This is a genomic window from Peribacillus sp. NPDC096447 (assembly GCF_044762725.1).
GTDB lineage: Bacteria > Bacillota > Bacilli > Bacillales > DSM-1321 > Peribacillus.
In genome coordinates this window covers 576,008-601,653 of record NZ_JBIWEV010000004.1, presented here as the reverse complement: position 1 = coordinate 601,653, position 25,646 = coordinate 576,008, and the positions used below count along the sequence as shown (strand labels likewise).

The window sequence follows — 25,646 nt, the reverse complement described above, 5'->3', positions numbered from 1 at the left end:
CATTCACCTCATCATTTAACCTTTTTTATACTTCCTTGACTAACATAAAAGGTGGACGCTTCTCTTAGGGTTTGATGATCGATTCCATCAACGGAGGGTGTCGTCACGAATGTTTGCACTTTCCCTTGTATTGTATTCAGTAAATGGGATTGGCGGAAATCGTCAAGTTCCGATAACACATCATCCAATAATAAAATGGGATACTCGCCGATTTCTTCATGGATCAGCTCAATTTCGGCAAGTTTCAAAGACAGGGCTGTCGTGCGCTGTTGTCCTTGTGAACCGTATGTCTGGACATCACGGTCATTCACAAAAAAAACCAGGTCGTCACGATGAGGACCTACCAGTGTTACACCCCGTTCAATTTCCCTTGTTTTTATTTTATCAAATTTTTCTGTGTATACTTCTATCATTTTCGTCAAATCCATAGATTCTGATACATCAAGCGACGGTTTATATTGGATTTTCAATACTTCTAGATTTCTGGAGATCCCCGAATGAATCGGCTCTGCCCATTGCTGGAGCTTTAAAAGAAACTCGTATCTTCTTTCGACAATTTTCGCTGCATACTGAATAAATTGATCGGTCAGCACGTCAAGCATCGTCGTATCCGTTTGTTTCCGGGTCTGCAGAAGCTTTAAGTAATGATTTCTTTGTTGAAGTATTTTATGATATTGGCTCATATCATGAAGGTATACGGGAGAAACCTGGCCAATTTCCATATCTATAAAACGGCGTCTGACTAGAGGACTTCCCTTTACAAGGTTTAGATCCTCAGGCGCAAACATGACCACATTCATATTTCCGACATATTGACTCAACTTTCTTTGTTCAATATGGTTGCACTTCGCCTTTTTCCCTTTTTTTGAAATGGTCAGCTCAAGTGGTATTGAGGTATTTCTCTTTCTAACTCTTCCTTCTATTTTAGCATACTCTTCATCCCAGCGAATAAGTTCTTTATCATTTGAGGTGCGATGAGATTTTGCCATTGCTAAAACAAAAATAGATTCCATGACGTTTGTTTTTCCTTGAGCATTTTCGCCGAGGATTACATTGACTTTATTCTCAAAAGTCAGATTCAATTCGGTATAGTTGCGGTAATTTTTCAAACTTATATTTTCAATATACATATTCCGCTCTTCCCTTATGTTTTAGCTTGTAATTGTGTAGGTGCCAAATCCAGGAATTTCTATTTTATCACCTGATCTTAATTTTCTGCCTCTTCTCACGTCTAATTCGCCATTAATGTAAACCTCGTATTCACTTAAGAACCATTTCGCCATTCCCCCGCTTTGGATTAAATCGGCCAATTTCAGGAATTGTCCAAGCGTAATATATTCAGTATTGATTTTTATGGAGTCCATTTCATGCCTCACTCATTTCTAAGTAGTCTTTAATATTTCATTTTACTAAATTAATCCCATTAAGACAAAGTATAGCTTTTTCAGTTCTTATTTTTAGCGATTCAGCGTTCCGTACGGCATTAAAAAAACGCCAAAAACCCTTTGGAAATCTATGTTTAAATATAAAAAAATTAAAGACCTGCTATACAAGCCTTTAATTTTTTTGAAATATTATTTTAGCTTAGTAAGTTCTTACCGGGAGAATTAATTGCAGCATGGAATCATCATGTAGCGGACGAATGACAAACGGACGCATTGCTCCTGTGAAATTAATTTTTATGTCGGAACCTTCCAATGCTTTTAGAGCATCCATTACAAATTTGGCACTGAATGAGATTTTCAGGTCTTCACCTTCAATCGCTTCTGCCTGAACCTCTTCAATTACTTTACCAATTTCAGGAGTATTGGAAGAGACTTCGATTATACGGCCTTCCAGGGTTGTCAATTTGACGACATTATTTCTTCCTTCTCTCGCCAATAAAGAAGCCCTGTCGATCGCTTGTAGAAAATCCTTGGTGTGGACAGTCACATCAGTTTTGCTATCTGATGGAATCAAGCGTGATGTATCAGGATAATTCCCTTCAAGAAGTCTTGAGAAGAATAATAAATTTTCAGCTTTGAAAAGTACTTGGTTTTCGGTAATGACGATTTCAATGAGTTCGTTTGTATCATCAAGGATTTTACTTAACTCATTCAGACTTTTACCTGGAATGACAACGCTATAGGTCCCGTTAATTTTATTTTCTATTTTGGCTGTTCTCATTGCAAGCCTATGACTATCTGTTGCAATACAGGTTAATTCGTCATCTTGAACCTTCAAGTTTACACCTGTTAAGATAGGGCGTGTTTCTGACGTGGACACTGCAAATCCAGTTTGTCGGATAAGGGTCTTTAAAAGGTCCGTTGGAAGTTTGAAAATATTTTCTTCTTCAATGATCGGAAGATGTGGATATTCCTCAGGATCCAGTCCATTTAGATTAAATTCAGCTTTACCAGAGCGAATAATCGTTTGAAAGTTGTTCTCCACTTCAATTTCTACAGTATCCATCGGCAGCTTTTTGACAATTTCACTGAAAAAACGGGCATTCAGGACAATACCGCCGCTGCTTTTAACTTCAACAATCTCATCTCCGTCAACCTCAGCCGGAATGAATGATTGGATGGAGATATCAGAATCACTTCCTGTTAAAGTGACACCTTCACTAGTAACGCTTATTTTTATCCCCGTTAGTATCGGAATCGTAGTCCTTGATGTGACTGCTTTCATTACTTCTTGGACACTATGAACTAATCGATCTCTTTGGATTATAAATCTCATGTTTCATCCTCCAATTTTTATTGCCGAATAGGCATATTTATTAATAATTTTTATTAAAAAAAATAGTAGTAATAGTAGTAGGGCCTGTTGATATGTGGATAAGTCCACTCAACCTAAGGAAAAACAGTCTATCCACATGTGGACAGACTGTGTGTAAGTAGTCGTCAGTTATTCACATTATCCAGAATCTATTATACCCTCAGTTGGTCCTGGATTTCTTTAACCTGACGTTGTAGCTGGGTGTCCGTTTGCATGAGCTTGGAGATTTTTTCATGCGCATGGATAACGGTCGTATGATCGCGACCTCCAAATTCATCACCTATCTTGGGCAAGGATGAGTCCGTCAACTCCCTGGAAAGATACATGGCGATTTGTCTTGGAAAGGCTACGGATTTAGTCCGTTTTTTCGCCTTGAAATCCTCAAGTTTGACACTATAATGTTCACCGACCGTCTTCTGGATTTCCAAGATGGTGATTATTTTAGGTTTTGAGCTAGGGATGATGTCTTTTAATGCTTCAGCTGCCAAATCGGCATTTATATCTTTATTAATCAATGAAGAATAAGCGACGACACGAATAAGTGCACCCTCAAGCTCACGAATATTGGAATCGATTTGGTTGGCGATATAGAGCATGACTTCGTTCGGGATATCAAGACCCTCAGCTTTTGCCTTTTTACGTAATATGGCAATCCGCGTTTCTAGATCAGGTGGCGTGATATCCGTGATCAAGCCCCACTCAAACCTTGAACGGAGGCGATCCTCTAGTGTAGGTATCTCTTTTGGCGGGCGGTCACTCGAGATGACGATTTGTTTGCTTTCTTCATGCAACGCATTGAATGTATGGAAAAACTCTTCTTGAGTTTGTTCTTTTCCCGCAAGAAATTGAATATCATCAATTAATAAAACATCCACGCTTCGATATCTATCACGGAATTCCCCAGCTTTATTGTCCCGGATCGAGTTGATGAATTCATTCGTGAACTTTTCAGACGATAAATAAACGACCTTCGCATTCGGATTATGCTCTAGAACATAATGCCCGATTGCATGCATTAAATGAGTTTTTCCAAGGCCGACGCCCCCGTATATGAATAAGGGATTATAGGCTTTGGCCGGTGCTTCTGCGACAGCGAGAGACGCGGCATGGGCAAAACGATTGCCGGAGCCTATGACAAATGTATCGAATGTATTTTTCGCATTAAGCATATGCTGAGGAAATGCAGCATGCTCTTTATCCTGCTTTTTTATCTTTTTAGGCTGAACAGGAACGGTAAAATCATCATCTTCTTGATTGGGGGGAATGATGAATTTTGCTTCCAATTCCTCACCGGTAAGTTCAAACAATACATCGGAAATAAGATGGGAATAGCGTTCTTCGAGCCAATCCCTGGCAAATTCATTAGGAGCGGTGACTGTTAATGTATCACCTTGCAGTAAATAAGCCTTGGTTGATTTAAGCCAAGTCTCAAAGCTTGGTTTACTGATTTTTTTTTCGATTTTTCCGAGCGCCTGGTTCCAGAGGCTATCGATGTTATCCAAACTTATCCCTCCTTTGCAAAATATTTTTAATAATTGTATCTAAATGTATAGGCACAAATAAACTCATCGATTGCCGTCTTTATATTAATTTTGACAGCAAAGGTTCGGTGAGCTGTATTAAGGGATTTTTGTGTTGTGTAATGAAGTGCCTAAAAACTATATCTTGCGCTGTACAACCTTTGTACAGACTACATCTGGTAAACCAATGTAGTTTTGAATGATTATTCATCAACAGGTATTTTAAGAAATATATAATAAAGAAGAAAAAAGGGTTTTCGACAATATCCACCATCTGTGGACAGATTAATATACACAGGTCGGATAAACTATCCACAAGTTATTCACAGTCTGTGGATAAACGTTACCTGTTGATAAAGTTATTCAGAGTGAAAACACAAATATAATATCAGAAATTCAGGCGTCTTGCAATGGGTTAGAAAACTTTATCCACAACTTACCGAGCTTGTGGGAAAAACTTTTCCACAGGCCATTGTTATGTGCAAAAGTCTATAAAATGGGATGTGGATAGAAAAAAACATGTCGAAATTTATCCACAGACCGTGATTATAGGCTCGACTAATTTGTTTCGAACGACGCTGTTCAAGCCGAAAGAGCTGCATGGGACTGATCGAAAGATGATTCACGTCCATTCTTATCATTTGTCGAATGTTGTTTCGATCAAGGGTAGGATTCATTGCGAATCTCATATTTGTACTCATGGATAAAATGATGGAAATTTGCCTTTCCCCAAAAATTTCTATATCAGTTCGGAGCAAAATCATTTACAATAGGCTAGGTAGTAAAAAAAGGCCAACTGGACATTGAGCATTAAAAAAGAAATATTTTTATGGATGAGGTTGACAAGTAGAAACCTCCATCTATATAATTGTAAAGACTGTCTTTAACTGTTATTCCTCAGGGAGGTGTCATATAATGAAAAGAACTTATCAACCGAATAACCGCAAACATAGTAAAGTTCACGGTTTCCGTGCACGTATGAGCACGAAAAACGGACGTAGAGTAATCGCTGCACGTCGCCGTAAGGGCAGAAAAGTATTATCTGCATAGACCACTGAAAAGTCTCAGTGGTCTTTTTTCGCAAAATAAGGGATTTACTGAGACTCAATTCATGTAATGAAGGTGTAAAAATGAAAAAAAAGTTAAGGATTAAGAAAGAGGACGAATTTCAGCTTGTGTTTAAAAAAGGTGAATCTTCTGCTAATCGGCAATTCGTTGTCTATGTCCTTGAAAAGCCAGGTCAGGATTATTTTCGGATCGGCCTTTCAGTCAGTAAAAAAATCGGCAACGCCGTTGTAAGGAACCAAATCAAAAGATACATACGGCAAGCGTTTTTGGAATTGAAAGAAGATATAGAAGAGGGTAAGGATTATATTGTGATTGCTCGAAAACCAGCGGCGGAGATGGACTTTTTCCAGGTGAAAAGCAGCTTGATCCATGTCCTGAAACGTTCTAAATCACTAAACTTTAAAATGAAAAAACAATAAAGTCCCCTTAATATCGAATAAGCACTCCTCGGATCATGTGGTTACTTGAGAAAGATGACATAGAAAATCCCGATTGTAACTGTGGAAAAAGTGGATTACTTTTCCTTGAAATCCTCTATCAAACAGTTCACAATTGTTTCAAAAAAGATTGATTGCAGTTAGGAGGAAATTACGGTTGAAAAAACGAATATTACTCATTATTGGACTAGCCTCGATAATGATGTTGTTAGCAGGGTGTACGGAAATTAAAGAACCTATTACTGCGGATAGTGAAGGTTTTTGGAATTCATACATTGTCTATCCATTATCAGCCCTGATCATTTGGCTTTCTGAAGCATTTGGCGAGAACTATGGTTTGGGAATCATCGGTGTTACACTAATCATTCGCTTAGCATTACTTCCATTAATGATCAAACAGGTGAAAAGCTCGAAAGCAATGCAGGCCATTCAGCCTGAAATGAAAGAACTTCAAGCAAAATACAGCTCAAAAGATGCTGCCACACAACAAAAACTACAGCAAGAAACAATGGCTCTATTTTCAAAATATAATGTGAATCCATTGGCGGGATGTTTGCCGATATTGGTGCAAATGCCAATTTTGATCGGATTTTACCATGCAATCAGCCGTACGGAAGAAATTGCTTTACATAGTTTTCTTTGGTTTGATTTAGGTTCCCCGGATCCTTATTATATTTTACCGGTCGTTGCAGGTATCACGACTTTTATCCAGCAAAAGATGTCCATGGTTGGAATGAACTCCAATCCACAAATGGCGGCACAAATGACGATGATGCTTTACATCATGCCAATCATGATTGTTGTATTTGCTATTAATTTCCCCGCTGCTCTTTCTCTTTACTGGGTAGTTGGTAACCTTTTTGGTATCGTTCAAACATATTTCATCAAAGGTCCGGATCTTAGAAAAGCAGCTGCGGAAAACGCGGGAGGGGCAAAGAAAAAGTGAAAAAAGTAACTGCTACAGGACAATCTGTCGAAGAAGCAGTAAATTTAGCTTTAGCTCAACTGAACAGCACTAAGGATCGCGTGGAGATTGAAATAGAAGATGAAGGCAAAAAAGGATTTTTTGGTTTATTTGGTGCAAGGAAGGCAATCGTCCATGTGACATTGCCTGCCGATCCCATTGAAGAGACACTAGGATTTTTGAAGAATGTCAGCGTGGAAATGGGAGTCAATGCACAAATTGATGTCACCCGTAAAGGTAAGAACGTAACATTCCTTTTATCAGGTGATAAAATTGCCTTATTGATTGGAAAAAGGGGTCAAACACTGAATTCACTTCAGTATTTAGCACAGCTGGTTGCAAATCGATATTCGAAGCAGTTTTTGAATATTACTGTAGATGCAGAAGATTATCGAAATCGCCGCAATGACACTTTAATCCAATTGGCAGAAAGAATGGCAAATAAAGCCATGAAAACAGGTAAAGCTGTTTCACTTGAGCCGATGCCATCCTATGAACGAAAGGTCATCCATAATGCTCTCTTGGATTTTCCAAAAATAAAAACGACTTCAAGTGGGACGGAACCTTATCGCCACTTAGTCATTACTCCACTTAAATGAACCTTCTGCTTTTAAGCAGGGGTTCTTTTTTTTAGGCCTTGCAATCAATGTGTGTCGATATTTTTTTACAAAGTATCAATTCAACAATAAGTGACATATTTCTCTATATATTTCTTGATCCGTAAAGGGAAGCGGACGATATTTGTTATTCACATGTGGATAAGTTAAAATGGATGTTACAGAATATGGATTAATGGCATGTGGATAACTCTTGAGAGGAAGGAGTATCTACTTTTTTTCATCAATATACTGTGGTATTGTAGTAATTTAGGTATTCGACGATTTTATTATCAGAAAAAAATAGAAACATCAATATATAAGAGGTGAAAGCATGGAATTCGATACAATCACCGCTATCTCTACTCCCTTAGGGGAAGGGGCAATCGCCATCGTTAGAATCAGCGGTGATGAGGCCATAGAAATAGCCGACAGGATCTTTAAAGGACCAGGTGGAAAAGGATTGCTTGATGTGAAATCACACACGATTCATTATGGCCACCTTATCCAGCCTAAAACAGGTGAAATCATAGAGGAAGTCATGGTTTCGGTCATGATGGGTCCAAAGACATTTACAAGGGAAGATGTAGTTGAAATAAATTGTCACGGTGGAATCGTTTCGGTCAATCGGGTATTGCAGCTCATTCTCTCACAAGGTGCTCGTTTAGCGGAACCTGGTGAATTTACGAAACGGGCTTTTTTGAATGGCAGGATCGATCTTTCTCAAGCTGAGGCCGTTATGGATTTAATCCGCGCTAAAACGGATAAAGCGATGAATGTTGCATTAGGTCAAATGGAAGGCCGGCTTTCGAAATTAATCCAAAACCTGCGTCAAGAAATTTTACAGACCCTCGCACAAGTCGAGGTTAATATAGATTATCCGGAATATGATGATGTCGAAGAAATGACGCATCGTTTATTTTTGGAAAAGGGCAGTTATGTGAAGAATGAAATAGAGAAGCTGCTTCACACGGCCCAACAGGGTAAGATACTTAGGGATGGGCTTGCGACCGTTATCATAGGGCGCCCTAATGTCGGAAAATCTTCTTTGCTTAACAGCTTAGTTCATGAAAATAAAGCGATTGTCACTGATATTCCAGGTACAACACGTGACGTAATTGAAGAGTATGTCAATGTTCGCGGTGTACCGCTTAAACTTGTCGATACAGCAGGAATTCGCGAAACGGAAGATATCGTTGAACGAATTGGAGTTGAACGGTCTCGTGCAGTATTAAAAGAGGCCGATTTAATATTGCTTGTATTGAACTATTCGGATGATTTCACTGCCGAAGATGAGAAACTGTTTCAAGCGGTTGAGGGAATGGATGTTATCGTTATCATCAATAAAACCGACCTTCCACAAAAAATCGATATGGCAAAGGTTAAGGAAAAGGCGGCATCCCATAAAGTTGTTTCCACTTCATTACTGGAGGATCGAGGGGTCGATGAATTGGAAGAAGCCATCGCTTCTTTATTTTTTGAAGGTTCTTTAGAAACGGGAGACCTGACGTATGTTTCCAATGCCAGGCATATAGCTTTGCTGGGACAGGCATTACAGGCTATCGAAGATGCAATCGATGCTATTGAAATGGGTACGCCGGTTGATTTGGTTCAAATCGATTTCACGAAAGCCTGGGAGCTACTTGGAGAAATCATTGGCGAAAGCGTTCAGGATAATTTGATCAACCAATTGTTCTCTCAATTTTGTTTAGGAAAATAAGCGTAAAAGGAGGAAAAGGATATGCAATACGAAGCAGGTAGCTATGATGTCATTGTTATTGGTGCCGGTCATGCTGGCAGTGAGGCAGGCCTTGCAGCTGCGAGAGTAGGAGCTAAAACGTTGATGATCACCATTAACTTGGATATGGTCGCCTTTATGCCATGCAATCCCTCCGTTGGCGGGCCGGCAAAAGGGATAGTCGTTAGGGAAATTGACGCTTTAGGCGGTGAAATGGGAAGAAATATCGACAAGACCCATATTCAAATGAGGATGCTCAATACGGCAAAAGGTCCGGCTGTTCGTGCGCTGCGGGCGCAGGCAGATAAATTTCTTTATCAGCAAGAAATGAAAAAGACGATAGAAGACCAAGAAAATTTGACATTAATTCAAGGAATGGTAGAGGAATTAATTGTTGAAAACGACGTATGTACAGGTGTCATCACTAAAACAGGCGCGGTTTACCGTGCGAAAACTGTCGTAATCACGACGGGAACATATTTACGCGGTGAAATCATTTTAGGGGAACTGAAATATTCAAGCGGCCCAAATAACCAGCAGCCTTCCATCAGGCTTTCTGAACATTTAGAGCAGTTAGGATTTGACTTGGTCCGTTTTAAAACAGGAACGCCGCCACGTGTGAATAGCTCTTCCATAGATTACAGCAAAACAGAAATTCAGCCTGGCGATGAAGTGCCACGAGCATTTTCTTATGAAACGACAAAATTCATAACGGATCAATTGCCATGCTGGTTAACGTACACGAATGAGGGGACACATCAGCTCATTGATGAAAATCTGCACCGTTCGCCAATGTATTCCGGAATGATAAAAGGAACCGGACCGCGTTATTGTCCATCGATAGAAGATAAAGTCGTTCGTTTTAATGATAAACCACGGCATCAAATCTTCCTGGAACCTGAAGGCCGCAATACAAAGGAAGTTTATGTGCAAGGTTTATCCACCAGTCTGCCTGAAGATGTACAAGTGAAAATCCTGCAAACAATTCCAGGACTTGAAAAGGCGGAAATGATGCGTGCTGGATATGCAATTGAATATGATGCTATCGTTCCTACGCAGCTATGGCCTACACTTGAAACCAAGAAAATCAAAAATCTGTATACTGCTGGCCAAATTAACGGGACATCCGGCTACGAGGAAGCAGCAGGACAAGGATTGATGGCTGGTATTAATGCAGGATTGAATGCAGTGGGTAAAGAAGAACTGATTTTAAGCCGTTCGGATGCCTATATTGGTGTTCTCATTGATGACCTTGTGACGAAAGGTACGAATGAACCATACCGTTTGCTGACTTCACGTGCAGAATACCGTTTATTATTGCGTCATGATAATGCCGATTTACGCTTAACGGAAATTGGATTCAATATCGGGATGATCAAAGAAGAACGCTACAATCGTTTCCTTATGAAAAAAGAAGCGGTTGAAATGGAAAAGGAACGACTGAAATCAAACTTCATCAAACCGACCAAAGAGGTTCAAGAAGTCATTACTGCAAGCGGCGGCAGTGAGTTGAAGGATGGAATCCGTGCCTCCGATTTATTGAAACGGCCTGAAATGGATTATTCCCACATTCAGAAGTTGGCGCCAAGTGATGTCGAACTGAGCGATGAAGTGACGGAACAGGTCGAAATCCAGATCAAGTATGAAGGATATATCGAAAAATCCTTGCAGCAAGTCGATCGCCTGAAAAAAATGGAGAATAAAAAGATTCCAGAGAATATCGATTATGATGCAATTTCTGGTCTTGCAACGGAAGCACGTCAAAAATTAAAGCAGGTCCACCCGCTATCAGTAGCTCAGGCTTCAAGAATTTCAGGTGTGAATCCCGCTGATGTTTCCATTTTGCTTGTTTATTTGGAACAAGGTAAGATCGCCAGAGTATCTCAGTAATGGAAATACCCGAAAAGGATTGAAGCAGACATGAATATTGAACAGTTCCAACAAGCACTGCTGGAGAAAGGAATCGAGCTTTCTCCTCAACAGCTTGATCAGTTTGACACTTATTATCGATTATTGGTGGAATGGAACGAAAAGATGAACTTAACAGCCATCACTGATAAAGAAGAAGTTTATCTGAAGCATTTTTATGATTCAATCAGTGCAGCCTTCTATTTTGACTTTAATAAATCATATCGAATTTGCGATGTTGGGGCTGGAGCTGGATTTCCGAGTATTCCATTGAAGATTTGTTTCCCTGATATCCACGTCTCGATTGTGGATTCCTTGAATAAGCGAATTTCTTTTTTGAATCACCTTGCGGATTCCTTGCAATTAAAGGGAGTTTCCTTCTATCATGACCGGGCTGAAACCTTCGCCCAAAAACCGGAGCATCGCGAATCCTATGATATTGTCATGGCAAGGGCGGTAGCCAGGATGTCCGTTTTAAGTGAACTATGTTTGCCGCTTGTTAAACCGGATGGGACGTTCATTGCCATGAAAGCGGCTAGTGCACAAGATGAAATGGACACTGGGAAGAAGGCCATTTTTACGTTAGGCGGAGAAATCGAAGAAATTCATCCTTTCACATTGCCAGAGGAAAATAGTGAAAGAAACATCATTACTGTAAAAAAAGTGAAGAAGACTCCTAAAAAATACCCGAGAAAACCAGGGACACCAAATAAACAGCCTATTGAATAATCTTTGCAAGAGGAGTATGTTTTCATAGTAAGCGCAGATGATTCAGATATATGGCTGGTACTTGCCCTTATTATCTTTTACTATAAATGTATGAACTTATTATTTTCACTCAATACTGCATTTGCCAACAAGAAGGCATTAGGTACATGTTAAAACGTGTGCCCTGTGCTGGCTGATTCAGGGAAATAGTCTAGGGCATGCCGGCCGATATTCATAATAACTGGCCTTCCATTCCTCATTATTGCCTTGATGGCGCCAGTCGACATGTTTTTTACAGTGAAGGGCCATATGTATAACCATGTCGGGAAATGTATGCAGGACTTGTCCTTTAAATAGAGAATATGTTATTTGGGAGTTTTAAAAGGTGGTGTAGGAAGATGAAGCATCCTTTTTCGCGGTTCTTTGGGTTTGGCGAAAAAGAAGAAGAGCAACTAGAGATGGAGACACCTAGCAATAATAATGAAGAGATAAGAAAAATTTCCATTTCTGATATTGTGCCTAATCGATTTCAACCAAGGACCGTTTTTAATGACGATAAAATTGCTGAATTGGCTCAAACGATTCATACTCATGGGATCATTCAACCAATTGTAGTAAGGGCTTATGGTCAGGGAAAATATGAAATCATTGCAGGTGAGCGTCGTTTCCGGGCCATGCAAAAGCTTGGCTGGGAATTGGCACCTGCTATAATCAAGGATTTCACCGATACAGAAACGGCTTCCGTCGCGCTGATAGAAAACCTTCAGCGTGAAGAACTGACACCGATTGAAGAAGCTTTGGCTTACGGAAAACTATTGGAGCTGCATAGTTTAACCCAAGAAGCTCTGGCACAAAGACTGGGAATAGGTCAATCTACCGTGGCGAATAAGCTTCGGCTGCTTAAGCTGCCACAGGAGGTTCAGGATGCACTTCTTCAAAAGCAAATTACGGAACGCCATGCCCGCTCGTTGATACCGTTAAAGAGTCCTGAAAAGCAGCTTAAACTGCTTTTGGAAATCATCGAAAAAGGGTTGAACGTCAAGCAGACCGAAGAGCAGGTCGTCAAGCTCCTGACGGGTACTGTGCAGAAGCCGAAACCTAAAAGAAAAGCGTTTAGTAAAGACATGAGGATTGCCGTGAATACCATACGCCAATCACTCAATATGGTTACAGACAATGGAATAAATTTGGATGCAGAGGAAGAAGAATTCGAGGAGTATTATCAGTTCACGATTAAAATACCCAAGAAAAAAACTTGATTCCCTATCCTTAGCCGCTTGGTAGTCTTCGATTACCAAGCTTTTTTATTTTCTCTCCAAAACTGGCATTTTCCGCTTTGAAAACATTCAACTTTCCCCGGGGTATTAATGCTTTTAGGTGTATTTGAAATTTTAAGTGGAATTTCAGAAAACGATTTCTTCCAGTAACATTCATGATAAAATAGAAAGAAATAAATGGATTTACGGTACAAATCAATAGATATAGCGTGATGAAGATAGTTGAAAGCAGGTGAATTCGTGGGGAAGATTCTCGCCATTGCCAATCAAAAGGGCGGTGTTGGAAAAACGACAACTTCTGTCAGTCTAAGTGCTTGTCTTGCATATATAGGACAGAAAGTCTTAATGGTCGATATTGACCCGCAGGGAAATGCGACAAGCGGTGCAGGTATCGACAAAGCAGATGTGGAACAATGTATTTATGATGTATTGGTTGATGATGTCGAGGCCAGTACCGTTATCATGGAAACAAAGGTAGAAAACCTATATGCCATACCTGCGACAATTCAACTTGCAGGTGCAGAAATTGAACTTGTTCCAACCATCTCAAGGGAAGTCCGGTTAAAAAGGGCGTTAGAAGAGGTGCAAAGCCAATATGATTACATTGTGATTGACTGCCCTCCATCATTGGGTTTGCTTACGCTTAATGCTTTAACGGCCGCTGATGCAGTTTTGATTCCGGTACAATGTGAATATTATGCATTGGAAGGTTTGAGTCAGCTGTTGAATACGGTCCGCCTCGTCCAAAAGCATTTGAACCATGATTTGAAAATCGAGGGTGTGCTCTTGACGATGTTGGATGCAAGAACAAATCTAGGTCTCCAAGTCATAGAAGAAGTAAAAAAATACTTTCAGGATAAAGTCTATCAAACCATCATTCCCCGCAATGTCCGTTTGAGTGAAGCACCGAGCCATGGAGAACCGATAATTATATATGATCCAAAGTCACGTGGGGCGGAGGTCTATCTAGAACTGGCAAAGGAAGTGGTATCAAATGGCTAAAGGACTTGGCAAAGGACTTAACGCACTTTTCAACAGTGGGGAGATCAGTAAAGATGAAATCGTGCGCGAAATCAAAGTAAGGGAATTAAGGCCAAATCCTTATCAGCCCCGAAAGAGCTTTCGGCTTGAAGCTATAGAGGAATTAAAGCAATCCATCATGGAACACGGGATATTACAGCCGATTATTGCCCGGGAAAGCATTAAGGGATATGAAATCGTGGCTGGGGAAAGGCGTTACCGTGCTGCCAAGGAAGCTGGTTTAAAGACAGTTCCGGTCGTTGTGAGGAAATTGAGCGAACAGCAGATGATGGAACTGGCGATTTTGGAAAACCTGCAACGGGAGGATTTGAATCCGATCGAGGAAGCCGTCGCTTACCAAACACTTCTTGAAAAATTGGAATTGACCCAGGAGCAGTTGGCCAATCGGCTGGGTAAAAGCCGGCCCCATATAGCAAACCATGTTAGATTACTTTCTTTGCCTGAAGGGATTAGGAGATATATCTCCGACGGGGAAATTTCCATGGGGCATGGACGGGCATTGCTAGGTTTAAAGAAAAAAGAGCTGCTTAAGCCGGTAGTGGATAAAATCCTCAAAGAAGGTATGAATGTCAGACAGCTAGAGCAATATATACATCAATTGAATGATACCGTTTCACGTGAAACCAAACCTAAGAAACAAGAGAAAAAAGATATATTCATAAAGCAACGGGAGACAAGTCTGCGTGAAAGACTAGGAACGAGCGTAACGATAAAACAAAGCAAGAAAAAAGGAAAAATAGAAATAGAATTCTTTTCAAAAGAAGATTTAGAGAGAATTTTGAACTTGATCGATCAAGAGAACCTTTCCTCTTAGATCGCCTTTATGAAAAAATCGTGACGACTTATGCAGAAAATTAGGTGGATGAGATGGTATTATTAGGGGCCTTGGTGAATGGTGCCTGCATTTTAATCGGTTCAATTTTAGGAAGATTTTTACAACGTATACCTGAAAAGATAAAAGAAACGGTCATGAACGGCATCGGTTTGGCTGTCATGGTCTTAGGTTTGCAGATGGGGTTTAAAAGCGATAATTTCCTTGTTGTCATTTTAAGTATTGTCGGAGGGGCTGTCCTTGGTGAATGGATGAATCTTGAGGCTAGGCTTAATTCTTTAGGCAATTGGCTTGAACGCAGGATGAAAGCGAAGGAAGGAACTTCGATATCTCAGGGGTTTGTAACGGCTACGCTCATATTTGGCATTGGGGCGATGGCCATTATCGGTGCCCTGGATAGCGGTATCCGGAATGATCATGACGTTTTGATAACAAAAGCGATCATCGATGGATTTACAGCATTGGTCCTTGCCAGCACGCTCGGCATAGGTGTACTTTTTTCAGCATTTCCGATCATTCTTTATGAGGGGTTAATGGCGATTTTTTCAAGGCAGATCAATACGATGATCCCAACTGCTTTAATGGATTCCTTCATATTGGAAATGACGGCAACTGGGGGAGTCATGATTTTGGCAATTGGTTTGAATATTATCGGTGTCACCAAAATAAGGGTGGCGAATCTGCTTCCAGGCATAATGATCACCGCCATTCTGGTTACTTTCATGTATTATGTATAAAAAAGAAGGAAGGGGATGACCCCTTCCTTCTTTTTTATCATAAGCAAAAATCGATCAAAGGGTTTTTTCTTGCTTGAATGACCATGTGAAAGGAGTGATGGCAGGTTTTATTGGATAATGATTTTGTGCTTCATGAATCCCCTCGGCAATGGTTTTGGCCATTTTAAGCACAAGATTAAGACGAGTGTTCTGTAAGACCATGAACTCCATGAATCCACTTACATTCACGATTCCTGTAATATGGGCATTTCCAACTGAAGGAAGATCTTTATTGACCCCAGCACCTGGCTTCACTGGTCCCTGGCCGATTTGAACTATGCCGACGCTTTTCATTTTCCCTAAGCAAGCATCGATTCCGACTATAAATGGATTGGCATGACTCTTTTTGATTTCATTTAATTTTTCCTGTAAATTCATCGCATGTATAGGGTCATCCAGAGTACCATAAACATGGAATGAAGAAGAACTGTTTTCAGCTTTTTCACTAAGCAGAGTGCCGACAAGTGGTCCGAGTGAATCGCCTGTGGAACGGTCTGTGCCTATACAGACGATGACGATTGGTTGAAGCTTTCCGGTAGGTAGGAGGTTGATCAATTCCTGGGAAATTTGTTTGGATGCATCCGTATCTTCATGCAGGATGCGACTCAATCTATTTTTATTATTATTAAATAGACTAGAATTCAGATTCATCGGCTCAACTCCTTTACTTTATTTGGTATTACAGTATACGGATAAAAAGGGGAAAATATACGGTATTTAACATATGGATGAGGGAATTTTTTGTAGAACATGCAAACAGTTGAAGGGGATATGAATCGACGCCTATCCTCTATCAATTACTTTCATTTATACTTTCTAGTAAATAATTACTTGAATATATGGGAAAAACCTTCTAAATCTTTTACCTATATACCCATAATTTTTTTGTACAGAAACCATTATTTATTGATAAAATAGAGAAAATCTCTCTATTTCATGGTTATCTCCATGCATGAAGGGTAGAGGAATACGTCTATATGGGAAAAAATCATATATAAGATATAATAGTTTTGCAGTTATTTGCATTAGGCAGGAGGAAAATATGGACCGCATTTATGATAGCGTTACAAAAGAGATATTGGATGAAAAGATATGGCTGCTGATGGGCGAGGGCATTATTAAAATCTTCCTTGTTCTGTTGTTATCGCGTATTATTATTACAATAGGAAAGACTATTCTGAATAAATTTTTCAAAGCTCGTTTAAGAAGTCCAATTCGGGTATCGGAGCGCAGGGAAGCGACACTCATTAAATTGCTGGAAAATATCATTACTTATGTCATCAATTTCATTGCCTTGTTGATGATTCTGGAGATTTTTGGACTTCATGTGATGCCATTACTCGCTGGTGCTGGTGTTCTCGGTTTGGCGATTGGGTTTGGTGCTCAAAGTCTGGTCAAGGATATAATTACCGGATTTTTCGTTATTTTTGAAGATCATTTCTCGGTTGGGGATTATATTAAAATCAATAATTTTGAAGGGGAAGTCATTGAAATCGGGCTTCGTACAACAAAAATCAAAAGCAGTGCAGGTGAATTGCACTTCATACCCAACGGCAGCATCATCCAGGTCACGAATTATTCCATTTTAAACAGTATGGCCGTTGTTGATGTGACCATACCTAACGATGGATCGGTCGAGCGTGCCGAGAAGGTGCTGATTGATCTTTTAAACAGTATGGAAGGCAAATACGAAGCCTTGGTCAAAGCACCAGAATTTTTGGGAATTGAAAAAATCAGTCCCGAAGAAATCGTCTTTCGGGTTAAAGCGGAAACAAAGCCGATGCATCACCTCGAAATCAGCAGGATATTAAGAAATGAAATAAGTGCTGCGCTTGATTCAAGTGGGATTAAATCTACGTACAATGGCAGCGAGTCATAGGAGTTAGGGGGCTCATGGTTATGGAAGAAAAGGAATTTGCACTTAAGGATATTGTGGAAATGAAGAAACCACATCCGTGTGGGGTGAATAAGTGGAGAATTATACGGCTCGGTATGGATATCCGGATAAAATGTGAAGGGTGCGGTCATAGCGTGATGCTGCCCCGACGTGAATTCGCAAAGAAAATGAAAAAAGTTCTGCAAAAGCATGAGGAGTGATCATGCTTTTTTTTTGGGAGTGAAAGTAGTCCTGCGTTTCTCATGATTTACTTGTCTTTTTAGGAAGCGAAATCTATAATTGGGAAAGGTTTAGGTAATTGGAGGGTCTTTATAGAAGATCGTTTCTTTTCCCATATGTACGAATCATCTTGAAGGAGTGAAATATAAATGGCTTTAACAGCTGGTATAGTCGGTTTGCCTAACGTAGGTAAATCCACTTTATTTAATGCAATTACTCAGGCAGGTGCGGAATCTGCCAACTATCCTTTCTGTACGATCGACCCTAATGTCGGGATCGTGGAAGTGCCAGATCACCGTCTGCAAAAATTGACTGAATTGGTTAAACCGAAAAAGACGGTTCCGACAGCATTTGAATTCACGGATATCGCCGGGATTGTAAAAGGAGCAAGTAAAGGAGAAGGATTGGGTAACAAATTCCTTTCCCACATCCGTCAAGTGGATGCCATTTGTCAAGTCGTCCGTTGCTTTGCAGACGATAACATTACCCATGTTTCCGGAAAAGTTAATCCAATCGATGATATTGAAGTCATCAATCTTGAATTGATCCTTGCCGATTTGGAATCTGTTGTCAAACGCATCGACCGTGTCGGAAAAATGGCCAAGCAAAAAGATAAAGCCGCTGTTGCAGAACATGAAATCCTTGTGGCTTTAAAAGAAGCATTGGAAGATGAAAAGCCTGCACGTTCCGTTGAGTTTACTGAAGAACAGCAAAAAATCGTGAAGGGCATGCATTTACTTACAGCGAAGCCGACGCTTTACGTAGCGAACGTGAGCGAAGATGAGGTGGCGAATGCTGACGATAATGAATATGTACAGCAAGTTCGTGAATATGCTGCGAAGGAAAATGCTGAAGTAATCGTGATTTGTGCCAAAATCGAAGAAGAAATTGCAGAGCTTGAAGGTGAAGAAAAGGAAATGTTCCTATCTGAACTTGGCATTGAGGAGTCAGGTCTTGATCAGTTGATCCGTGCTTCTTATAATCTGCTTGGATTGGCAACATACTTTACAGCTGGTGTACAGGAAGTGCGTGCTTGGACATTCCGCAAAGGAATGAAGGCCCCTCAATGTGCCGGCGTCATTCACACGGACTTCGAACGTGGTTTCATCCGTGCCGAAACGGTTTCTTATACCGATTTACTCGAAGCGGGCAGTCATGGTGCCGCAAAAGAAGCGGGTAAAGTCCGTTTGGAAGGAAAAGAATACATCGTTAACGATGGCGATGTTATCCATTTCCGTTTTAACGTTTAAGATTCAAAGACCCTACCGTTCCATATGTAGGGTCTTTTTTGCGACTTGAATCATTAGATTACAATTAATTGTAATAAGTCGAACCGTTCGTTGCAAAGCCTCTTTAACTATGCTATAATTTTATCTTGTGAGTAATTATAAATAATTGCTCCTTGCCCAATTGGGCCGCTTAGACCAAAAGGAGGTGACAGTGATGAGAAAATACGAAATTATGTATATCATCCGTCCAAACATTGAGGAAGAAGCTAAAAAAGCTTTAGTTGAACGTTTCAACACAATCCTTTCTGATAATGGTGCGGAAGTAGAAGCAAAAGAATGGGGTAAACGCCGTCTTGCATACGAAATCAATGATTTCCGTGATGGTTACTACATGCTTCTTAAAGTTAACGCTGAAAGTGCTGCGATTCAAGAATTCGATCGTCTTGCTAAAATCAGTGAAGACATTATTCGCCACATGGCTACTAGAGAAGAAGTTTAATTCAATATTTATATAAATTCTAATCTTGTTTCACATGAAACAAGCTTGAAACCTAGGGGTTGATTCTGATGATGAATCGCGTAGTTTTGGTAGGACGCTTAACTAAAGATCCTGAATTACGATATACACCTAATGGGGTTCCCGTAGCTACCTTTACTTTGGCTGTGAACCGTAGTTTTACGAATCAGCAGGGTGAACGTGAAGCGGATTTCATTAACTGTGTAGTTTGGCGTAAACCGGCAGAAAATGTAGCTAACTTCTTGAAAAAGGGCAGTTTAGCTGGCGTGGATGGACGTGTCCAAACACGTAATTATGAAGGACAAGACGGCAAACGCGTATATGTGACGGAGATTCTGGCTGAGAGCGTTCAATTCCTTGAACCACGAAGCAGTTCAGCGGGTGAAAGAAATGAAGGCGGTTCTTACGGTGGAGGTCAAAGAAGTTATGGCAATAACGGAAATGACAACAATTCGTATGGACAAAATCCTAATCAGAATCAACGGAGCAATAACAACTACACTCGTGTAGATGATGATCCATTTGCAAATGACGGTAAAACAATCGACATTTCAGATGATGATCTTCCGTTTTAAACAGCCGTTTAAAATGAAAATTCAAAAAAGCAGGGAGGGAAATATATTATGGCAATGGGTGGACGTAAAGGACGCGGTAAGCGTAAAAAGGTTTGTTATTTCACATCTAACGGAATCACTAAAATTGATTACAAAGATACAGATCTTCTTAAAAAATTCGTCTCAGAACGCGGTAAAATTTTACCACGTCGTGTAACTGGCACAAGCGCTAAATATCAACGTAAATTAACGATTGCTATTAAACGCTCACGTACTATGGCATTACTACCATACGTATCTGGTGAATAATAAAAAGGCACATTGAGGAGTTATCCTTAATGTGCCTTTTTTATAAGTTGTCACTTATGCCTGAAAACTGCTGAATTGCGGTTTTTTTTATTTCAAAAGGAAGTTATCCGGGCGTTTTCCGCAGAAAAAATAATCATATCCTAAAAAAGAATGTGATGTTTGAAATATCCTGGCCGTAACGGATACAATATAAAGATGGAGATAAGACATCAATAATAACAGGGGGTGAAATAAAGATGAATAGCGGGAGACGAATTGCCGAGGGCGGAGCACTTCTGGCACTATATTGCATTTTATTGTTCATCACCATTCAAATCCCACTATTGGGTATTTTCACTACTTTCTTTTTACCCATTCCATTCATACTGGTCACAATCAAACAAAAGTTATCTTGGAGCCTTGGTTACTTATTTGTAGCCTCGTTATTGTCGATCCTCATCGGGACGATATTGTCTGTTCCGCTGACCTTGCTCATGGGGGCAACGGGAATTGCAATCGGCTATTTTTTGAAAAAGGACAAACCGATGGCACCTATGTTCATAAGCGCAGTCCTTGTCTTTCTGGGGGGCATTTTATTAATATATGCAGCTTCAGTTTTGATAACGGATGTTAATTACATAGAAGAATCGATGAACATTCTTGAGGGGTCCATTGAAAATACAATCGGCATCATGGATTCTTTTGGACAGGCACCGACGGAACAAGTCAAAAAGCAGATGTATGAATCAATCGATATGATGAACACGCTGATGCCAAGTTTGTTCGTCTTGATGTCCGTCATCATGGTTTTATTGATTTTCTTTGCGGCGCACCCCATTGTGAAGAGATTCAGTGATAAGGCGTTAAAATGGCCCCATTTTCGAGATCTGCGACTCCCGAAAAGCCTTTTATGGTATTATTTAATTACGATGCTTCTTGCTCTTTTTGTGAATACGGACAAGAACAGTTTTGTATATATGGCCATAACGAACCTATTTTTCATACTGCAGTTCTTCATATTAATACAAGGATATTCCCTGATATTCTATATCGCTCATGTTAAGTCATGGGTTAAGGCCATACCTGTTTTAATCGTGGTTTTTTCTTTGCTTCTGCCAATTCCGATTATTACGACGGCCGTCCGATTTTTAGGTATAATAGATTTAGGCTTTCCATTTAGGGAGACAATCAAGAAAAAGGAATAGAAGCCTTTTTTGTAAAACAGATGCTTTTAGGAGCTGAAACTATGCCATCTTATTTGAAAGAATACTCGATTAAGTCCCCATTGTATGGGGTGCTCGCCGCGGTCGTTTTACTTTTGGGCGTCCTGGCTTATTATAATTGGGTCATTGCACTTGTTGGATTATTGATTCTTGCTGGTTTATTTTATTTAACATTAAGAATGGTAGAAAAAAAGCAACGTAAGACAGAAGAGTATATAACGACTTTATCTTACCGTTTAAAGAAGGTAGGCGAAGAAGCGTTATTGGAAATGCCGATTGGGATCATGCTCTTTAATGAGGATTATTACATTGAATGGACCAATCCATTCCTGGCTTCTTGTTTTAGTGAAGACTCCTTGGCAGGAAGATCGCTCTACGATGTTGCGGACTCGATAGTACCGTTAATCAAGCAAGAGATCGAGACAGAGACACTTACGCTCCACGATCGGAAATTCAAGGTGGTCCATAAGCGTGATGAAAGGCTTCTTTACTTTTTTGATGTGACGGAGCAAGTGGAAATCGAGAAATTATATGAAGATGAGCGAACGGCAATTGCGATCATTCTTCTTGATAACTATGATGATTTGACCCAGGGTATGGATGATCAGCGTAAAAGCAGCATTAATAGCTTGGTTACCTCACTTCTTGATAAATGGGCAAGGGATAATGGCGTTTTCTTTAAACGGGTTTCCTCGGAACGATTCATCGCTGTCTTTAATGAGCATATCCTTCAGCAGCTTGAAAAGGGGAAATTCTCGATTTTGGATGAAATCAGGGAAACGACGGCCAAGCAAAATGTACCATTGACCTTGAGCATCGGTGTCGGCTCGGCCGTGTCATCCTTGCCGGAACTAGGTACGCTTGCACAGTCCAGCTTGGATCTCGCTTTAGGACGTGGCGGCGATCAGGTAGCCATAAAGCAAGCGAATGGAAAAGTGAAATTCTATGGCGGCAAAACCAATCCGATGGAAAAACGCACGAGGGTCCGTGCCCGTGTTATTTCGCATGCATTGAAGGATATAGTACTTGATAGCGATAAAGTCATTGTCATGGGCCATAAAAACCCGGATATGGACGCAATCGGTTCAGCGATCGGCATCTTGAAGGTTGCCCAAATGAATGAACGTGAAGGCTATATTGTCATCAACACCCAGCAGCTCGATAGCAGCGTCCTTCGTTTAATGGAAGAGATCAAAAATAAAGAAGAGCTGTATGCCCGGTTCATAACACCTGATGATGCATTTGAAATGATTACGGATGAGACGTTGCTGGTTGTGGTTGATACGCATAAACCTTCCATGGTAATTGAAGAGCGGTTATTGAATAGGATCGATAAGGTTGTGGTCATCGATCATCATCGCCGGGGTGAGGAGTTCATCAAGAACTCATTGCTCGTCTATATGGAACCATATGCATCTTCAACGGCAGAACTTGTGACCGAACTGCTTGAATATCAGCCGAAACGCTCAAAGATTGATATGCTGGAGTCGACGGCGCTTCTTGCGGGTATCATCGTCGATACGAAAAGTTTCACCTTGAGAACGGGTTCACGCACTTTCGATGCCGCCTCTTATCTAAGGGCGCATGGAGCTGATACGGTACTTGTCCAGAAATTCTTAAAAGAAGACGTGGACACCTATATCAAACGTTCGAAGCTCATTGAAGAAGTCATCTTTTATAAAAAGGGAATTGCCATTGCAGCGGCAAAAACCGATCAGGTTCATAATCAGGTGCTCATTGCTCAGGCTGCGGACACTCTATTGACCATGGATGGCGTTGTCGCCTCCTTTGTAATGGCTAAGCGATCTGATGATACAGTTGGCATAAGTGCGCGTTCTCTCGGTGATATCAATGTACAGGTGATCATGGAAATGTTGAATGGAGGCGGACATCTAACAAATGCCGCCACCCAGCAGGTATGCTCCATTAATGAAGCCGAAAGTCGATTGAAAGCAGCTATTGATGAATATTTAGAAGGGGGACATAAAGAATGAAAGTGATATTTCTTAAAGACGTAAAAGGTAAAGGGAAAAAAGGGGAAGTTAAAAATGTTGCAGATGGTTATGCACATAATTTCCTGCTTAAACAAGGATTGGCAGTTGAAGCAAATAATTCAAATGTAAAAACTTTGGAAGCCCAGAAAAGTAAAGAAGAATCACTTGCAGCAGAAGAGCTGCAGCAAGCTGAAGAATTAAAAGTGCAGCTGGAGAAGTTAACGGTTGAACTATCTGCCAAAGCCGGTGAGGGCGGGCGTTTATTCGGTTCAATCACGACTAAACAAATTGCCTCCGAGCTTCAGAAAAAACACGGTATCAAGATTGATAAACGTAAAATGGAGCTTGCTGACGGCATCCGTTCTTTAGGGCATACAAAGCTTCCAGTCAAGCTTCATCCTGAGGTCACTGCGACACTGACTGTGCATGTAAAAGAAATTAACTAATTTTAGCTGTTTCATATCTGTGAAAAATTGATAAAATAGAGATAGACGAAAAATGTGATTGGGCATGTTGTCCTTTCACTTTTTTCTTTTTTACTAGAAACATATAAAAGGTATCCTCTTAGAATGGGAGGTTTTAAGATATGATAGAACAATTTCAGGATAGGATTCCCCCTCAAAATATAGAAGCCGAACAGGCTGTACTGGGAGCCATTTTTCTAGAGCCCTCTTCATTGACCGTTACATCGGAAGTTTTGATTCCGGAGGATTTTTACAGAAGCTCTCATCAAAAGATTTTTAATGTGATGCTTAAATTGAATGACGAAGGAAAAGCTGTCGATTTGATTACGGTGACAGAGGAACTGGCTGCGACAAAAAATCTTGAAGAAGTTGGCGGTGTTTCTTATTTAAGTGAATTGGCCGGATCGGTGCCTACCGCGGCCAATATTGAATATTATGCCCGCATCGTCGAGGAGAAGTCATTGCTGCGTCGTTTGATCAGGACAGCGACCAACATCGCTCAGGAAGGCTACAGTCGCGAGGACGAGGTCGAGGAGCTGCTCGGGGAAGCAGAAAAAACGATCATGGAAGTGGCCCAGCGTAAAAATTCCGGGTCTTTTCAAAATATTAAAGATGTATTGGTTGCAACGTACGATAACATAGAAGTTTTGACTACCCGTAAAGGGGATGTCACGGGAATACCGACAGGGTTTGCTGAACTGGATCGAATGACAGCAGGGTTCCAACGTAATGACCTCATTATAGTGGGTGCCCGTCCTTCGGTTGGTAAAACCGCTTTTGCATTGAATATCGCTCAAAACGTTGCGACCAAAACGGAGGAGAATGTAGCGATTTTCAGTCTTGAAATGGGTGCAGAGCAGCTCGTTATGCGTATGCTCTGTGCTGAAGGGAATATCAACGCTCAGAATTTACGGACAGGTTCCTTAACTGATGAGGATTGGCGTAAACTGACGATGGCGATGGGAAGCTTGTCGAATGCCGGCATTTATATCGATGATACACCGGGTGTGAGGATTGGTGAAATCCGTTCAAAATGCCGTCGTTTGAAGCAGGAACATGGCCTTGGCATGATATTGATCGATTACCTGCAGTTAATTCAAGGCGATGGTCGTTCAGGCGACAACCGTCAGCAAGAGGTATCCGAGATTTCACGTTCACTCAAAGCGCTCGCTCGTGAACTTAAAGTGCCCGTCATCGCCCTTTCCCAGCTATCGCGGGGAGTGGAGCAGCGTCAGGATAAGCGCCCGATGATGTCTGATATCCGGGAATCCGGGAGTATCGAGCAAGATGCTGATATCGTCGCATTCTTATACCGTGATGATTATTATGATAAAGAATCGGAGAACAAAAATATCATTGAAATCATTATAGCGAAACAGCGTAATGGTCCAGTAGGCACGGTTTCGCTTGCATTCGTGAAAGAATATAATAAATTCGTTAACCTTGAACGCCGCTTCGATGATGATTCGATGTCTCCCGGCGCATAGAAAACTGCCTGCCATTCATGCAATGGTGGGCTTTCTCTGTTTCGGGAAAAAGAAAGGCCGTTATGATAATAGAAAAAGAAATCAGAGGGTACAATAATGTTTGACAATCCAAAAAAACCGGAGAGAAATTTCTCATATTTACGAACAAA

General features: G+C 40.6%; 26 protein-coding genes. 21 read left to right on the top strand and 5 right to left on the bottom strand.

The window, feature by feature from the left end; translation table 11 throughout:
• Window positions 1-11: 11 nt before the first annotated feature.
• The 4 genes from recF to dnaA all read right to left on the bottom strand — a co-directional run bounded on the left by recF (window position 12) and on the right by dnaA (window position 4,262).
• Window positions 12-1,130: a DNA replication/repair protein RecF gene (gene recF / locus ACIQZD_RS17270; protein WP_048687943.1), complete on the bottom strand. Its 1,119-nt coding sequence runs from the start codon at window positions 1,128-1,130 to the stop codon at window positions 12-14.
• Window positions 1,131-1,151: 21 nt separating this feature from the next.
• Window positions 1,152-1,364: a S4 domain-containing protein YaaA gene (gene yaaA / locus ACIQZD_RS17265; RefSeq protein WP_034316192.1), complete on the bottom strand. Its 213-nt coding sequence runs from the start codon at window positions 1,362-1,364 to the stop codon at window positions 1,152-1,154.
• A gap of 220 nt (window positions 1,365-1,584) precedes the next feature.
• A complete protein-coding gene (gene dnaN, locus ACIQZD_RS17260) occupies window positions 1,585-2,721 on the bottom strand; it encodes a DNA polymerase III subunit beta (protein ID WP_101223982.1) in 1,137 nt (378 codons plus the stop codon).
• 191 nt (window positions 2,722-2,912) lie between these two features.
• Window positions 2,913-4,262, bottom strand: a complete 1,350-nt coding sequence (gene dnaA / locus ACIQZD_RS17255) for a chromosomal replication initiator protein DnaA (protein WP_057914144.1) — start codon at window positions 4,260-4,262, stop codon at window positions 2,913-2,915.
• Between the two features lie 933 nt (window positions 4,263-5,195).
• Between dnaA and rpmH the strand changes: the two genes are divergently transcribed.
• The 11 genes from rpmH to ACIQZD_RS17200 all read left to right on the top strand — a co-directional run bounded on the left by rpmH (window position 5,196) and on the right by ACIQZD_RS17200 (window position 15,586).
• The gene (rpmH, locus tag ACIQZD_RS17250; protein WP_034316183.1) at window positions 5,196-5,330 is read left to right on the top strand and encodes a 50S ribosomal protein L34; all 135 of its coding nucleotides are present in this window, start codon (window positions 5,196-5,198) and stop codon (window positions 5,328-5,330) included.
• 80 nt (window positions 5,331-5,410) lie between these two features.
• Entirely contained in the window at window positions 5,411-5,767 is a 357-nt protein-coding gene (rnpA, locus tag ACIQZD_RS17245) for a ribonuclease P protein component (RefSeq protein WP_063234313.1), read from the top strand.
• 175 nt (window positions 5,768-5,942) lie between these two features.
• Window positions 5,943-6,731, top strand: coding sequence for a YidC family membrane integrase SpoIIIJ (gene spoIIIJ / locus ACIQZD_RS17240; protein WP_063234312.1), 789 nt, complete (start codon window positions 5,943-5,945; stop codon window positions 6,729-6,731).
• Window positions 6,728-7,348 carry an RNA-binding cell elongation regulator Jag/EloR gene (jag, locus tag ACIQZD_RS17235; protein ID WP_402904810.1) on the top strand — a complete coding sequence of 207 codons (621 nt, stop codon included), beginning with the start codon at window positions 6,728-6,730 and terminating at the stop codon, window positions 7,346-7,348. The genes spoIIIJ and jag overlap by 4 nt, the downstream gene beginning before the upstream one ends.
• Before the next feature lie 331 nt (window positions 7,349-7,679).
• Window positions 7,680-9,065, top strand: a complete 1,386-nt coding sequence (mnmE, locus tag ACIQZD_RS17230; RefSeq protein ID WP_402904808.1) for a tRNA uridine-5-carboxymethylaminomethyl(34) synthesis GTPase MnmE — start codon at window positions 7,680-7,682, stop codon at window positions 9,063-9,065.
• Window positions 9,066-9,086: 21 nt separating this feature from the next.
• Window positions 9,087-10,973: a tRNA uridine-5-carboxymethylaminomethyl(34) synthesis enzyme MnmG gene (mnmG, locus tag ACIQZD_RS17225; RefSeq protein WP_137020460.1), complete on the top strand. Its 1,887-nt coding sequence runs from the start codon at window positions 9,087-9,089 to the stop codon at window positions 10,971-10,973.
• Window positions 10,974-11,003: 30 nt separating this feature from the next.
• Window positions 11,004-11,720, top strand: coding sequence for a 16S rRNA (guanine(527)-N(7))-methyltransferase RsmG (gene rsmG, locus ACIQZD_RS17220; RefSeq protein ID WP_101223977.1), 717 nt, complete (start codon window positions 11,004-11,006; stop codon window positions 11,718-11,720).
• 377 nt (window positions 11,721-12,097) lie between these two features.
• Window positions 12,098-12,958, top strand: coding sequence for a nucleoid occlusion protein (noc, locus tag ACIQZD_RS17215; protein ID WP_076368506.1), 861 nt, complete (start codon window positions 12,098-12,100; stop codon window positions 12,956-12,958).
• Window positions 12,959-13,216: 258 nt separating this feature from the next.
• Entirely contained in the window at window positions 13,217-13,978 is a 762-nt protein-coding gene (locus tag ACIQZD_RS17210; RefSeq protein WP_034316249.1) for a ParA family protein, read from the top strand.
• A complete protein-coding gene (locus ACIQZD_RS17205) occupies window positions 13,971-14,831 on the top strand; it encodes a ParB/RepB/Spo0J family partition protein (protein WP_402904804.1) in 861 nt (286 codons plus the stop codon). Before ACIQZD_RS17210 ends, ACIQZD_RS17205 begins: the two co-directional genes overlap by 8 nt.
• A 53-nt stretch (window positions 14,832-14,884) precedes the next feature.
• Complete coding sequence (locus ACIQZD_RS17200; protein WP_402904802.1) at window positions 14,885-15,586, top strand: DUF554 domain-containing protein; 702 nt, start codon at window positions 14,885-14,887, stop codon at window positions 15,584-15,586.
• Window positions 15,587-15,640: 54 nt separating this feature from the next.
• Here the strand turns inward: ACIQZD_RS17200 and yyaC are convergent, their stop codons facing one another.
• On the bottom strand, window positions 15,641-16,276 hold the full coding sequence (yyaC, locus tag ACIQZD_RS17195; RefSeq protein ID WP_402904800.1) for a spore protease YyaC: 636 nt from the start codon (window positions 16,274-16,276) through the stop codon (window positions 15,641-15,643).
• Between the two features lie 391 nt (window positions 16,277-16,667).
• Between yyaC and ACIQZD_RS17190 the strand changes: the two genes are divergently transcribed.
• From ACIQZD_RS17190 to dnaB, 10 genes are all read left to right on the top strand, one after another.
• The gene (locus ACIQZD_RS17190; protein ID WP_402904798.1) at window positions 16,668-17,504 is read left to right on the top strand and encodes a mechanosensitive ion channel family protein; all 837 of its coding nucleotides are present in this window, start codon (window positions 16,668-16,670) and stop codon (window positions 17,502-17,504) included.
• Between the two features lie 20 nt (window positions 17,505-17,524).
• Window positions 17,525-17,722 carry a DUF951 domain-containing protein gene (locus ACIQZD_RS17185; RefSeq protein ID WP_034316158.1) on the top strand — a complete coding sequence of 66 codons (198 nt, stop codon included), beginning with the start codon at window positions 17,525-17,527 and terminating at the stop codon, window positions 17,720-17,722.
• Between the two features lie 168 nt (window positions 17,723-17,890).
• A complete protein-coding gene (ychF, locus tag ACIQZD_RS17180; RefSeq protein WP_034316156.1) occupies window positions 17,891-18,991 on the top strand; it encodes a redox-regulated ATPase YchF in 1,101 nt (366 codons plus the stop codon).
• A 193-nt stretch (window positions 18,992-19,184) separates the two neighbouring features.
• A complete protein-coding gene (rpsF, locus tag ACIQZD_RS17175) occupies window positions 19,185-19,469 on the top strand; it encodes a 30S ribosomal protein S6 (RefSeq protein ID WP_034316153.1) in 285 nt (94 codons plus the stop codon).
• A 68-nt stretch (window positions 19,470-19,537) separates the two neighbouring features.
• Window positions 19,538-20,062, top strand: a complete 525-nt coding sequence (gene ssb, locus ACIQZD_RS17170) for a single-stranded DNA-binding protein (protein ID WP_057278276.1) — start codon at window positions 19,538-19,540, stop codon at window positions 20,060-20,062.
• 48 nt (window positions 20,063-20,110) lie between these two features.
• Window positions 20,111-20,350 carry a 30S ribosomal protein S18 gene (rpsR, locus tag ACIQZD_RS17165; RefSeq protein ID WP_053348323.1) on the top strand — a complete coding sequence of 80 codons (240 nt, stop codon included), beginning with the start codon at window positions 20,111-20,113 and terminating at the stop codon, window positions 20,348-20,350.
• A gap of 236 nt (window positions 20,351-20,586) precedes the next feature.
• Window positions 20,587-21,534 (top strand): YybS family protein, encoded by a 948-nt coding sequence (locus tag ACIQZD_RS17160; protein ID WP_402904795.1) that lies wholly within the window; start codon window positions 20,587-20,589, stop codon window positions 21,532-21,534.
• 41 nt (window positions 21,535-21,575) lie between these two features.
• The gene (locus tag ACIQZD_RS17155) at window positions 21,576-23,546 is read left to right on the top strand and encodes a DHH family phosphoesterase (RefSeq protein WP_350300813.1); all 1,971 of its coding nucleotides are present in this window, start codon (window positions 21,576-21,578) and stop codon (window positions 23,544-23,546) included.
• Window positions 23,543-23,992 (top strand): 50S ribosomal protein L9, encoded by a 450-nt coding sequence (rplI, locus tag ACIQZD_RS17150; protein ID WP_402904792.1) that lies wholly within the window; start codon window positions 23,543-23,545, stop codon window positions 23,990-23,992. Before ACIQZD_RS17155 ends, rplI begins: the two co-directional genes overlap by 4 nt.
• Before the next feature lie 140 nt (window positions 23,993-24,132).
• Window positions 24,133-25,497, top strand: a complete 1,365-nt coding sequence (gene dnaB, locus ACIQZD_RS17145) for a replicative DNA helicase (protein ID WP_063234298.1) — start codon at window positions 24,133-24,135, stop codon at window positions 25,495-25,497.
• Window positions 25,498-25,646 lie beyond the last annotated feature (149 nt).